The sequence below is a fragment of the Dysgonomonas sp. PF1-14 genome, from assembly GCF_029892965.1.
Lineage (GTDB): Bacteria > Bacteroidota > Bacteroidia > Bacteroidales > Dysgonomonadaceae > Dysgonomonas.
Window position 1 is genome coordinate 102,656 of record NZ_JARXWN010000005.1, and the last position, 13,358, is coordinate 116,013.

Annotated in this window: 10 protein-coding genes; 2 read left to right on the forward strand and 8 right to left on the reverse strand. The window is 40.4% G+C overall.

Going from position 1 to position 13,358, the window contains the following annotated elements; all coding sequences use genetic code 11:
- Positions 1–326: 326 nt before the first annotated feature.
- From M2448_RS08095 to M2448_RS08115, 5 genes are all read right to left on the reverse strand, one after another.
- Positions 327–1,547, reverse strand: coding sequence for an ABC transporter permease (locus M2448_RS08095; protein WP_280645712.1), 1,221 nt, complete (start codon positions 1,545–1,547; stop codon positions 327–329).
- Positions 1,548–1,631: 84 nt separating this feature from the next.
- Positions 1,632–2,375 (reverse strand): ABC transporter ATP-binding protein, encoded by a 744-nt coding sequence (locus M2448_RS08100; protein WP_280645711.1) that lies wholly within the window; start codon positions 2,373–2,375, stop codon positions 1,632–1,634.
- Positions 2,376–2,512: 137 nt separating this feature from the next.
- Positions 2,513–3,736 (reverse strand): efflux RND transporter periplasmic adaptor subunit, encoded by a 1,224-nt coding sequence (locus tag M2448_RS08105; RefSeq protein ID WP_280645710.1) that lies wholly within the window; start codon positions 3,734–3,736, stop codon positions 2,513–2,515.
- Between the two features lie 11 nt (positions 3,737–3,747).
- Positions 3,748–5,082, reverse strand: coding sequence for a TolC family protein (locus M2448_RS08110; protein WP_280645709.1), 1,335 nt, complete (start codon positions 5,080–5,082; stop codon positions 3,748–3,750).
- An 18-nt stretch (positions 5,083–5,100) separates the two neighbouring features.
- Positions 5,101–5,682, reverse strand: coding sequence for a hypothetical protein (locus M2448_RS08115; protein WP_280645708.1), 582 nt, complete (start codon positions 5,680–5,682; stop codon positions 5,101–5,103).
- Positions 5,683–5,941: 259 nt separating this feature from the next.
- Here M2448_RS08115 and M2448_RS08120 point away from each other — a divergent pair, with 259 nt between their 5' ends.
- Positions 5,942–8,776 (forward strand): TonB-dependent receptor, encoded by a 2,835-nt coding sequence (locus M2448_RS08120; protein WP_280645707.1) that lies wholly within the window; start codon positions 5,942–5,944, stop codon positions 8,774–8,776.
- A gap of 37 nt (positions 8,777–8,813) precedes the next feature.
- Entirely contained in the window at positions 8,814–10,352 is a 1,539-nt protein-coding gene (locus M2448_RS08125) for a hypothetical protein (protein ID WP_280645706.1), read from the forward strand.
- Between the two features lie 64 nt (positions 10,353–10,416).
- On the opposite strand, the gene M2448_RS08130 is transcribed toward M2448_RS08125, so the two are convergent.
- The 3 genes from M2448_RS08130 to M2448_RS08140 form a co-directional block, all read right to left on the reverse strand.
- On the reverse strand, positions 10,417–11,220 hold the full coding sequence (locus M2448_RS08130; protein WP_280645705.1) for a hypothetical protein: 804 nt from the start codon (positions 11,218–11,220) through the stop codon (positions 10,417–10,419).
- Between the two features lie 49 nt (positions 11,221–11,269).
- Positions 11,270–12,433 carry a DUF418 domain-containing protein gene (locus M2448_RS08135; protein WP_280645704.1) on the reverse strand — a complete coding sequence of 388 codons (1,164 nt, stop codon included), beginning with the start codon at positions 12,431–12,433 and terminating at the stop codon, positions 11,270–11,272.
- Positions 12,434–12,531: 98 nt separating this feature from the next.
- The gene (locus tag M2448_RS08140) at positions 12,532–13,338 is read right to left on the reverse strand and encodes a hypothetical protein (RefSeq protein WP_280645703.1); all 807 of its coding nucleotides are present in this window, start codon (positions 13,336–13,338) and stop codon (positions 12,532–12,534) included.
- Between the last annotated feature and the right edge of the window lie 20 nt (positions 13,339–13,358).

Consider the following 13,358-nt stretch of genomic DNA (forward strand, 5'->3'; position numbering starts at 1 on the left):
ATGCAGTCAATCAACAACCGACGAAGTAAAGCCAAGTCAAAAGTAATATTTTTTCAAGTAACAATTATATATCAGTGTATTTATATTTTAACTAAAAGCTGACAGAACTGACGAGTTTTTAATTTTTTTATATCCTGTAGGGGCGAATTGCATTCGCCCGTTTATATAAATTTGTATAATCTTCGGGCGAATGCAATTCGCCCCTACAGTACACGTTTTAACTAAAACCTGACAAAGGTCACACTTTTACAGTAATAATATTAAGTTATATTTCCGATCGCTATCGGCCTATCTTATAGATAAAATATCAGAATATAAATAATACTTTATTCGTATCTGAGAGCTTCTATCGGATCAAGACCGGACGCTTTCTTTGCCGGATACCAACCAAAAAATATACCGGTGGCCGTACATACAATAAACGACAGGGCAATCGTGTAAACCTGAATATCGATAGGCCACATCAGAAGGTTTTTTACCACGTACGAACTGCCTACACCCAGTATTACTCCAATGATACCTCCGGTAACACTTAACAGTATCGCTTCTATTAGGAATTGCATCAGAATGTCTATTCCTTTTGCCCCGATAGACATACGCAGTCCAATCTCCCTTGTGCGTTCGGTTACAGACACATACATAATGTTCATAATACCGATACCTCCTACCAATAGCGATATCCCCGCGATACAGGCTAGCAATACTGTCATCATGTCGGTAGTGGAACTCATCATGGAGATCAGCTCTTTTTGTGAGCGCACATTGAAGTCATCGTCATCGTTCGCACCTATCTTGTGCTGTTGCCGTAAAATGTTTTCAATGCTGACAATAGCATCTTCTGTGGCATCTTCGGTAACTGCCGAAGCCGAAATGGATTGTATGTAGGTGATGGCAAGAATACGTTTTTGTACGGTGGTGTAGGGGGCAATGACCAGATCGTCCTGATCCATACCCATCGTGTTGTCACCCTTAGAGGTCAGTACGCCGATTACTTTAAATGGTATCTTATTGAAACGGATTGTTTGTCCTACAGGGTCTTCACCGTTTGTAAACAAATTTTCGACTACGGTTTGTCCTATTACGCACACTTTAGCAGAGGTCTTTACTTCCGCCTCGGTAAACATTTCGCCTTGTGTTATTGTGTGTTTGCGGATATCCAGATAAGAGGGATTCACACCGTAGATGGTAGTAGGAGAGTTGTTCGCCCCGAAAATAACCTGTCCCGAAGACTGTACTTCGGGCGATGCCATAGTTATATATTCTGCCTGATCTATAATAGCTTCGTAATCTTCCAGCTTCAGTGTTTGCATACTGGACGAACTTTGGCGCACTCCGCCGAATTGTCCTGTACCGGGACGAATATTTATCATATTGGAGCCCATTGTGGAGATCTGATCCTGTATGCTCTTTTTCGATCCTTGCCCGATAGCCAGCATACATATAACTGCCGCCACCCCTATAATGATACCGAGCATGGTGAGAAATCCCCTGAACTTATTTCCGTTCAGGGCTTTGAGTGCTATTTTGAATAGGTTTACGATATTCATATTTCAATATGCCAATTATTTAATGTGCCGATATGCCAATTATAAGTCTTCTATTTATTGGCACATTGGCATATTATCGTATTATTAATTATCCTCTTTCGGCAGTTTGGCCAAATGCTCTTTTGCCGATTGGATATTGTCATTTACTTTATCTTCTTTTATTCGTCCGTCACGAATCACTATATTGCGGCTACTGAATGCAGCTATTTCGGGATTGTGAGTTACGAATATAATTGTACGCCCTTCTTTGTGCAGGCTCTGCATCAACGACAATATTTCGAACGAAGTGCGTGTGTCCAGATTTCCGGTAGCTTCATCTGCCAATATGATTACAGGTTCGTTCACCAGAGCACGGGCAATAGCTACACGCTGCATCTGCCCCCCCGACATCTGATTCGATTTATGGTTGAGACGATCGCCCAGCCCTACATCTTCGAGAGCCTTAATAGCTCTCTGATGACGCTCCTTAGACGAAACATCGGGATTATACATCAATGGCAGCTCTACGTTCTCTACGGCTGTAGTTTTTGCCAACAGATTGTATGATTGGAAGATAAACCCAATCTTCCGGTTACGTATTGTAGCCCTGTCGTTCTTTCCCATTTTGCGTATCGAAGTCCCGTCGAGGTAGTAATCGCCTTCGGTAGGAGTGTCTAGGCAGCCTAATATATTCAGTAGGGTAGATTTACCCGATCCGCTCGTCCCCATAATGGTAACAAACTCGCCTTCGTGAATGCTGAAATCGACTCCACGCAGTGCATGGACTACTTCATCACCCACAACATAGTCGCGTTTCAGATTTTCTACCTTTATTATTTCTTTCGACATATTTTATTGTAACTAGATTAAACCGGGAAACACCTCATGTGCAACATTGCGGTTGAGTAAGGAATAAGGAAATCGATCTATATAATATTGTTGCAGATCGGCGTTTCCCGGTAAAACAAAGTGCTTGTAATGTTTACTTATTTCTTTTTGTTATTTCCACCCGGACGTTGCGGCATGAATGGGCTCGACTCTCCGTTCGAACTTTCAGCCGGAGGTTCGTTGCCATTAGACTGTTGCACTATTCCGGTAACGACCTCTTCACCTCCGTTGAGGCCGGCAGTTACAGCAATATGTACCCCATCGTTAGCTCCCAGAGTTACACTCTTCGGAGACAGGGTATTACCCGATTTTATCCAAATTGTTCTTTTCAATTTATTGTTCGGATCTGGAGCTTGTTGAGATTGTTCTATTTGCAACCCTTCTATTTGTTTCAGTATCTCAGGATCAGGATTGAAACGCATAGCTTTGGTTGGGATTACCAGTACATCGTTCTCTTCCAATGTGTAAATGTTTACATTAGCAGTAAGTCCCGGTTTAAGTTTCAGATCCGGATTAGGCGCATCTATAACAACCTCGTAAGTAACTACATTGGACGTTGTCGTTGCTTCCAGCCGTACCTGTACAACTTTTCCGTTAAATTCATCTTCGGGAAATGCGTCTACTGTGAATGTTACACGTTGTCCTTCCTTTACTCCGCCTATGTCGGCTTCGTCCACATTGGCTATCACCCGCATCTTAGTCAGGTCGTTAGCTATTGTAAACAGGGTAGGGGTGCTGAACGAAGCTGCTACTGTCTGTCCTTCTTCCACAGCACGCGATACTACTACACCGTCTATGGTAGAAGTAATGGTAGCATATCCCAGATTAGTCTGTGCTTTCAGTACGGCTGCTTTTGACGATGTCACCGCCAGTTGGGCCGTTTTATATGTCGTTTCGGCATTTTCCCAATCCACTTTGCTGATTGCCTGTTTTTCCCACAGACCTTTTTGTCTGTTGTAGTTCTTCTCTTGCAAATCCAGTTCTACCTGTCTCGATTGCAGGGTTGCATTTGCATTCTCCAGTTCAGATGACAGTAGCCGCTTGTCGAGTTCGGCAAGTACCTGACCGGCTTTTACTTCCGAATTATAATCCACATATATCTTGGAGATAACCCCTGATACCTGTGTACCCACTTCTACAAGCGTAATAGGCTCTACCGTTCCGGTCGCTGTTACGGCCGTAGTTATATTACCTATTTCTACCTTAGCAGTACTCAGTGAGATTGTTGATTTTTTAGACGAAGGTAATAATAGAAATACCAGAGCGAGTATTACGATTATTACCGCTGCTACAATCAAGTATTTTTTTAATTTCTTGTTCATTTTTGTGTATATTATAGAGTGATTTCCTGTCCTTGATAAAAGTTTAGCAACTTTACGCTGACCAATGCCGTATATTTGGCTTGTAGCATATCTTGTAAAGCATTTGCGTAATTGTTTTTTTCGGTGGTTAGCTCCACTGTATTGCGCATACCGAGCGAATATTGCTCTTGCACAAGTTCATAACTCAGTTTTGCCGAGTTCAGCTTGTCTTTAGCCGCATTATATTTGCTTTGTCCGGCTACAGCGTCCTGATAAAGACTTTCTACTGTGCGTTGCAATGTCTTTTGTGTATCCAGATAGTCTAGTTCGGCAGTTTGTACCTGCAATTCGGCTTTCTTTACATTCGACCGGTTCTGTTTATTATCGAATATGGGTATACTGACTGTAACACCTACACTCTGATTGAAGTTACGTCCTATCTGTGTGGCAAATGAAGGTGAACTGTTGAATATGTTGCCTGTTCCGATGCTACCAGTAAGAGATACGGTAGGTAAATACCCTGCTTTGGCTGACGACTTGGTCAGGTTGGCTATTTGCATATTCAGTTTACTGCTTTGTATTTCGGGCATTATGGCTAATGCTCTCCTGTAAACTTCGTATTTGGACGGAATGAAAACGAGTACCTGTTCGTCTGTAATAACAGGAAACACTATATCTATATCCGCATTATAATCCAGTTCGAGTAATTGTTTCAGCTGCAACATGTAATTGTCGTATGAATTCTGCGCTTGTACCAGATTATATTTATCCGAACTATATTGGGCTTCTACCTGCGCGTATTCGCTGCGGGTAATACTGCCTGCATCCAGAAAGTCCTGTGTCTGTTTCAGTTGTTCGGCAGATGAGGCTACTATATTCTCATTATTCTTGATAGATTCCCTGCTGTATAGTATTTGCAGGTAGGCCTGTGTAATGGCTATTTCTATCTCATTCTGATTATACTCTGTATACAGATCCTGTGCCTCTTTTTGCAGTTGAGCCTGCTTTATATTATTCCTGTTCTTGCCACCATTGTATATAGTCCAGTTGGCATTCAGGGTATATTGCCCATTGAACAAACCTTCATATCTGTAATCTCCCTTTTCGCTAGGCGACTGGGAATTTGTATATCGTGCCGAAACACTTCCGCTCAGGCTGGGGAATAGCTCCGCCTTCGACTGCGATATATCTATATTGTAACTTTCGGCTGATATGTTCGATCTTTTCACTTGAATATTTTCCCTGCGGGCATAGTCGATGCAATCTTTGAGCGTCCACGCATTCTGGGAAAAAGCAGTAGCCGGTATAATTAATCCGGCCACTGAGAAAACTAGACCAAACAATCTTTTGATGAAAAATGTGTTCATGTGAAATCTTTATCTTATTTAAAACATATCTTCTTCCGATATTTCCGGTCTTTGCATATTATTGCTGTCCGGTCGGGCAGGAGGCGTTTTGCGGTCACCTCTTTCCGGTCTTTTACCATCGGGTTTCCTCTCACTCCTGAACCGTATGTCTTTTTTATTGACGGAAAATATATTGTATTGATCATCAGATAGAATGGAGCGATACTTCTTGTCGTATTTCTCTTCTTTCTTCTTTATTTTCTCGTCTGTTTTATCCATTTTTTCTAACAGTTTTTGTAGGTCTTTACCCGCCAGTCCCGGATTCTCGGACTCCCGTTTCATATCTTGCTTTTCTTTTAGCAATTTTGAAATATCTTTACGTTCATCCGTAACGGCTTTGCTAAGTTTCTCGCGTTGCTCTAATGTGAGATCCGGTATTTCGGGTAAACCCATTATCATTGGTTCGTTCATATCTTGTCCCATACCATGCATCATAGGTGGACGACCACCACCTTTACCTCCGGGAGGTCTTCCTCCTCCTCCCATGCCCATAGGAGGTTGAGCTGAAAGATTGGTGCAAACACCGGCAAATATTAATATGGCTGCTACTAATGATTTCATTTCTTCTGATTTTTGATTCGAAATTAAGACCGGAAATATTAACAAACAACCAGAATCGACAAACAGGGCTGTTTAATCGAAGTATAGCTGTTTTCGGCGGATGTAATAATCTTTCATTTAACATTGTTACATTCACATTAACAAAAAAGATACAGTTTCTTTATCCAAGCTTATCATATATGTAGTTTGTCTGTAACAAAAATGCAAGTGCTTTGCATTGTGAATTTTTAAAAAGAATATGTAACAGATAAACAGAAGTATGTATAAGCAATGTAATGTTTTATTCAGGGTAATTTTCGCAGCATTTATATTTATAGCTGCCAATACACTCACCGCGCAAACCATAATCAGAGGCTCAGTAAAAGATGCTAATACACAGGAGATATTACCGGGTGTAGCCATATCCATTAAAGGAACGACAGTCGGAACAATCAGTGATGCTGACGGAAACTATGAACTGAATGTATCGCCCGGAAGATATACACTGACGACCTCTTATATTTCATATCAGCCACTGGAAATTACTGATGTGAATGTAAAAAGAGGAGAACCGCTGATCGTAGATATTCCCATGTTGGAATCGGAACATGCGCTGAACGAAGTATATGTAGTTGCCGTAGGGCGTATCAACTCGGAAGTGTCATTACTCAATTCTATCCGAAAATCGAATGCAGTAGTAAGTGGAGTTTCGGCACAGCAAATATCTAAAAGTCAGGATAGGGACGCGTCGGAAGTGATCAGGCGCATACCCGGAATCTCTATATTGGACGACAAATTCGTCGTAGCAAGAGGATTAGCTCAGCGATACAATAATGTATGGGTAAACAACAGCTCTATACCTAGTACCGAAGCTGATACACGAGCCTTTTCGTTCGATATTATTCCCAGTTCGCAGATAGAGAATATAATGATAGTGAAATCGCCGCAACCGGAGCTACCTGCCGACTTTTCAGGAGGATTCATCAAAGTGGAAACAAAAGGTATTCCCAGCGAAAACTCTATACAACTGAGCTATGGCATAGGCATAAATACACAGACACAGTTTAAAAATTTCAAGTATAGCAAAAGCAGTGGTACAGACTTTTTGGGATTCGACAACGGTATGCGGAAATTATCGTCTGTGGTGCCATCGTCACGCATGGATAACGAAAACAGCCAGCTGGTAACAGACGTAACCAAAAACGGTTTTAATAATGATTGGTCGGTGAAGACTAAGAAACCGATACCAGATCAGCGTCTGGGTTTCGTTATCAACCGTAAATATGCAGGAAGCAACAACAGCCTATGGGGTGTGATAGCTGCATTGAATTACAGCTATACCAGTAAGACGTATACAGACATGGAAAACTCCAGATACGGAGTATATGATTCGGATAACGATAAGCCGTACTTCACCTATAAATATACAGACAATCAGTATAATAACGATGCAAGGGTAGGGGCTATGGCGAACCTGATATATATGCCGAACGACAGGCATCGGTTCGAGTTCCGCAATATGCTGAATCAGGTAGGACGCGACAGATATACCGACCGCGAGGGCTATCAGAATACAAGCGGATTTTACGGACAGCGCAAGGCGGAATATATCTACAGCAGCAGACTGACATACTCCACTCAGTTGGCAGGAAAACATACGATAACCGATAAAGATAATCTCGACTGGGTGGCCGGATTTTCTTATGCAAACAAGAATCAGCCCGACAGGCGTATTATCAACTGGGAACAGAACGGTTATGCAGGAGATGCCCATTATATGGAATATCAGGTAGATCAGAACGACATAACTCGGGATTTTAACAAACTGAATGAATACAACTATTCGTTGACAGCAAATTATGTACGCGATTTTTCATTCGACAATGGTTTTAAGCCATCTGTTAAAGTAGGAGCTTACACCGAATACCGCGACAGAGATTACAATACCCGCTATTTCAAATATCGCTGGATACCCGAAAATCTGCCCGATGATTTCTCATACAGAGATGTTGTTAGCCAGATACTCATCCCTGAGAATTATGCGTCAGACAAACTGTTTGTATATGACGACACCGATCGCCTGAACGATTATTCGGGGACAAATACATTGATTGCCGGATATCTGGGCTTTAATATTCCGCTCAACAAGTTCAATATCTATGCAGGAGCGCGTATAGAAAACAATAAGATGTCGCTGAAAAGCTATACTACCATTAAAGGCGACAAATCGAAAACAACTGATTACGACTATACTGATATCTTCCCGTCAATAAACGCATCATACAATATAACAAAAGACCAACTTGTAAGACTAGCCTACGGACGATCTACCAACAGACAGGAGTTCAGAGAAGTATCACCGTCTTCATACTACGATTTCGATCTATTCAGCTTCGTGTCGGGTAATCCCGATCTAAAACCTGCGTATGCCAACAACTTCGACCTTAGATATGAATTTTATCCGTCGAGCGCCGAAGTAGTCTCTTTCGCCTTATTCTACAAGCGTTTTTCGAACCCAATAGAATGGACATATCTCGATGGAGGCGGTACTTATATCTATACTTTCCGCAACGCCAATACTGCCGACAACTATGGTGTAGAACTGGATGTAAAGAAAAATCTGGAATTTGTAGGTCTGAAAGACTTATCACTGACTTTCAACGGGGCGTTGATAAAAAGCGAGGTGAAGTTTATAGAAAATACAGGTGCAAACCACGATCGCCCGATGCAGGGACAATCACCGTTCCTTGTGAATACAGGGTTGTTTTACCAGAATGATAAACTGGGACTGACATCGAGCCTGTTGTACAACATCATCGGTAAACGTATTGTGGGTATAGGGCGTGTATCGTCTTCGGAAGGGTCGACAATCAATAACGATATACCCGATATGTACGAAATGCCGCGCAACGTAGTCGACTTTATGGTGACAAAGAAGTTTGGCCCACACTTCGAACTGAACGCAGGAATAAAAGACATACTGGCTCAGAAGGTGAAGTACAAACAGTTCCCCAAGTTTATAGATGAAAACGGCAATACGCAGGAAAGGGAACAAACAACAAAGGAATACAAGCCCGGACGGAATATAACATTAACGGCTAGATATACATTTTAAAACAGAATATTATTCATTTTACTAATAACAATCAATTATGAAAACTTTAAATTTATTCGGTAAATTATTTGTTGTGGCATTTATTGTGCTGCTCTGGGGGTGTTCCGACAACAATAATGATCCTGCAGATCCAGGTACTGATCCCGGAACAGACCCTGATGCGGAACAAATTCTCTTTAATAATGGAGCTGAAATTGGTAATGGGGAAAGGGATTTCTATGTAAAAGAAAGCCATACTATCAAAAAAGGTACTTATGTACTGAAAGGATGGGTATATATAGAAGACGGAGCTACGCTGACCATAGAACCCGGTACGGTGATAAAAGGGGATAAAGATACTAAAGCGGCATTGATAGCCAAAAGAGGAGGGAAGTTGATTGCCAAAGGTACAGTAACAGAACCTATCATATTCACATCGAATCAGGAAAAAGGAAAACGTAAACCCGGCGATTGGGGTGGTATAATCCTGTGCGGGCGTGCCAAGAACAATACAGATATCAATGAAGGTATGCCTATAGAAGGTGGTCCGCTTGCCACACATGGCGGAAATGACGATAATGATAATTCGGGTATTGTGAGCTATGTACGCATCGAGTTTGCAGGTTATCCATTCGAGACCGATCTGGAGATTAATGGTCTGACAATGGGTTCAGTAGGTAAAGCTACCCAGATAGACCACGTACAGGTATCATATTCCAATGACGACTCATTCGAGTGGTTCGGAGGTACGGTGAATGCAAAATATCTGATAGCATATTACGGATGGGACGATGATTTCGATACGGATAACGGTTTCTCCGGTAAACTGCAATTCCTGCTAGGCATACGCAATCCGAAATTAGCCGATCAGTCGCTATCGAATGGTTTCGAATCGGACAATAATTCAAATGGAACTACCGACTCGCCTTACACATCGGCTGTATTCAGCAATGTGACTTTGATAGGGCCTATGGGACAAGCATCTGATTTTGCTAATACAACACAATACATAACAGGTGACGGCATGAATCCGAATAATGGTTCGCGTCTGGGTGTGTTTCAGTCTGCTGTACAGATCCGCCGCAATTCTCGTCTGAATCTGTTCAACTCCATTGCAACAGGATATCCGGTAGGTTTATTGCTCGACAATCAGAAAGGAACAACCCACACATGGGCTAAGGAGGGAGCGCTCAAGATACAGAACAACTTGTTTGCAGGAATGGGGATACTCGGATCGGATATCAACAAACAGGCTAATGGATGGACAGATCAGGAATCTACAGACGGAACAGCTGTTACTGATCCTACAAAAGCATCTGTATCGAGCACTATATTCAATATTGTAGCAAATAATAATAAAGCACTAGCCTCTATATCGGATTTGAAACTGAGCCAGCCTGACAGCAAGGCTTCTAATCCGAATTACGGCCCTGTGACAGGTAGTCCGGCACTTGGAGCAGCATCTTTCAACGATGCGTTCCTACAGGATAGCTTCTTTGCCAAAGTAACTTATTCGGGAGCTTTCGCCAGCGATTCGGATGCGGACAACTGGCTCAAAGACTGGACTAATTTCGATCCGCAGAACACTGTTTATTAAGCACGCTTCTTTTTAATCGGAAAGAGGATTGCCGCGATGGTAATCCTCTTTTATTTTTATACGTTTATTTAGAATATTCTATTATGGCTTTATATGAAATATTCTCTATGGATATAGGGTAATCGTTAGCATTATAGATAATTTCATAAGGGTCTTCTACATCTTCGCCTGTTGTCTTCAATAGGTTGTTATTAATATTCAATCCTAGAGGTAGAAACTCCATTATGAACCAACTCGGATTATTAACATCTTTATAAATGCCAATCTTAGAATCATATTCCGAAATATATGTATTACCTGAAAAGCCACTCTGTCCTTTTACCATATTCCCTTTTTTGTCATGTTCATATATCCAGTTTTCTGTATAAGCATTATAAGCTATCATTCTTTCTTCTATTTGATTTTTAGTATTTAATGATAGATGTATCGCAACTTCCATATTATAAGTATGAGCAATATAGTCTACTGCATTATTTTTATATGTAAACCGCTCATTTTTCTCTATTCGCGATACTTCTATATATTCAGGCTTTTCTTCGTCGGGAGCATAAATAATTGAAGTGAATTTGTATGTTGTTACGGTATTGTCATCATAAGAAAACATTAGTTCTGTTTTGGCTTTATTGTGCATACCCATGCCAGATTCTTCTTTTATTATACTTTTTACCCTATTTTTATTATCAAACGAAAAGGTATATTCTGTCAATATATCTCTATTATAAGAATTATAACCATACGAATACATTGTGATCTTTTGAGGTAATATAACTTCTCTGTCATTATCGTTATCGTCATTACTACATGACGATGATAACAAAATTATCATTGCCATTGATAATAAACCGATATATCTGCGTAGTGTTTTCATAATATAGACCTTTATAATATGTAAGTTCTCAAATATATGAATATTATTTTCATTTACCTATCCAAGTCAGTTTCTTCCAGATATATTCTAACGGACCATGCCTGTGATTCTTCATCCACCAGCGACAAAATAGATATTGCAACAGGAACAATACTATTCCCAGCAGGAATGAATATGTAACACCTAGCTTGTTGTGTAAGCCAAAACCCCAGTTATAGAACAGCATACTACCCACAATAGACTGCATGATATAGCTGGTAAGTGTCATTTTTCCGTACGGACGGAGCTTGTCTAGCAGATTATGTCCCTTAGTAGTCAGGTAATAAAGCTGCATGATAAGCGAGACAAGGAATGTCATAAATGCCATGTTTTCAATAGACTTTACTATAAGTTTCAAAGGCCTCAATACGGCAGGATTCTCTATAAATCCGGATAGTATTTCGCCTAATCCTTTAAGTGGGAAGAAACAAATTACAGCTACAATAAGCGCTATTCTCCAGAATCTGATATTTTCATCCGTCTTCTGGAACATTTTCCTGCGCCCGATTAGCATACCCAACATGAACAGAGCCGGAGTCTGAAAGAAACGTGCGTTTTCCCATGCCCATGTGAGGCTGGCTAGCTGTCCGTCCCAGAGATTCATTTTCACAGTTTCGAGGAATGTACCATTATTTTGTACTTCAAATGCCCGTCCAAAATAATAATTGGCCAGTGGTTCTGCCGGCACATATTCAGGATTTAAGATAGCATATATCATTTTACCCCATTCCATAGGTTGCAGCATCAGTATCATGGCTATAATGAATACAGTTTTGGTTTTCAGCCTTGCTACCAATATAAGTGCTATACCCAGTATGGAATACATCACCAGTATTTCCCCTGTAAAAAACATAGCATTTATATTTCCCCAAATGAATAAAAGGAACAAGCGCCACAGGAAGCGCAAGCGGAAATCGTTTCCCCGTTGCAACTGATTGTTATCCTGAATAAAGAAACTAAAACCAAACAACAGAGCGAATATACCATATGCCTTTCCGCCGAATGTAAAGAATAACGAATCCCAGATGGCTTTATCTGTGAATTTGAGAAACTGGCTACTGGTTTCGGGAAAAGAGTAGAAATTGAAATGTTCTACACTATGCAACAGGAAGATACCCATAATGGCAAATCCCCGTAAGGCGTCGGCTACATCTATCCGCTGTGTTTTTTCCATTGGTATTATATTTTATATTGGACGCGACAAAGAAAATATATAATTGTGAAATGCCGCTTCTATAAACAATCCTTTTATTGTTATTTAACAAGAAATTCTTATTTGTCTGTTGTAATAGAATTAGTGGATAGATTATACTTCATATATTTCTTTATTGCCGGAGAATATACAGAAAATTCTTCCAGTCCATACAATGGGGCATACAGTCTGAAAGTACAAATATCTGTTGCCGAAATTAACGGATTCGACTTAAGATGACTATGTATTACAGATATAACTTGTTTTCCGTCCGGTAATTTTGTTTGGGCAGGAATTAATCGTGAATGGAATTTTTTCCAATCCTCTATATTTCCCTCACTGTCTGCAACAAATAGATAATCGTTACCAAAAGGGATAACATTTGACTGAGACGTTCCGGTTATAATATATAATTTATACTTTCCGTTTGCAGGAATCAATATCAGATTCAGGCTATATCCCTGTGGTACACCAATTTCATATTTAGGATCGTCCAATTGTTCTATTATTTTTTCCCTGACAGCTAATATTTGTTTTTCTCCGGCATCCAATACTTTTGTTTCCGATGAAATTCCCATTGGTCTGCTAAAGTCATTATAAAACGAATATTGGGCTATGCTATTTTCTCGCTTTTTATCAAGAATTACAGTCTTTATTACTTCACTTTCATTATATGTGAGGTATGCCCCGAATTTCTTTTTTATATTAGGATCGGCTAAAGCTAAATCTGTAGAAATCCATGCTGATTTTTCATATCTGTACAATAAATCGGCTTCGAGAAGGACAGAGTCAAGCTTTTGTTTTAGTTCTTCCTCCGAATACTGGATATCCTGGGCTACAGCAGTAATAGAAATAAGCGAAAAAATAAGTAAATAAAAAAGTTTCATAGTGTTTTTCATTTTAGTTT

Excerpts from the sequence above, each read along its gene's own strand:
- M2448_RS08100 (WP_280645711.1), bottom strand. The coding sequence starts at position 2,375 with ATGTCGAAAGAAATAATAAAGGTAGAAAATCTGAAACGCGACTATGTT.
- M2448_RS08110 (WP_280645709.1), bottom strand. The coding sequence starts at position 5,082 with ATGAACACATTTTTCATCAAAAGATTGTTTGGTCTAGTTTTCTCAGTG.
- M2448_RS08130 (WP_280645705.1), bottom strand. The coding sequence starts at position 11,220 with ATGAAAACACTACGCAGATATATCGGTTTATTATCAATGGCAATGATA.
- M2448_RS08115 (WP_280645708.1), bottom strand. The coding sequence starts at position 5,682 with ATGAAATCATTAGTAGCAGCCATATTAATATTTGCCGGTGTTTGCACC.
- M2448_RS08125 (WP_280645706.1), top strand. The coding sequence starts at position 8,814 with ATGAAAACTTTAAATTTATTCGGTAAATTATTTGTTGTGGCATTTATT.
- M2448_RS08140 (WP_280645703.1), bottom strand. The coding sequence starts at position 13,338 with ATGAAACTTTTTTATTTACTTATTTTTTCGCTTATTTCTATTACTGCT.
- M2448_RS08120 (WP_280645707.1), top strand. The coding sequence starts at position 5,942 with ATGTATAAGCAATGTAATGTTTTATTCAGGGTAATTTTCGCAGCATTT.
- M2448_RS08105 (WP_280645710.1), bottom strand. The coding sequence starts at position 3,736 with ATGAACAAGAAATTAAAAAAATACTTGATTGTAGCAGCGGTAATAATC.
- M2448_RS08095 (WP_280645712.1), bottom strand. The coding sequence starts at position 1,547 with ATGAATATCGTAAACCTATTCAAAATAGCACTCAAAGCCCTGAACGGA.
- M2448_RS08135 (WP_280645704.1), bottom strand. The coding sequence starts at position 12,433 with ATGGAAAAAACACAGCGGATAGATGTAGCCGACGCCTTACGGGGATTT.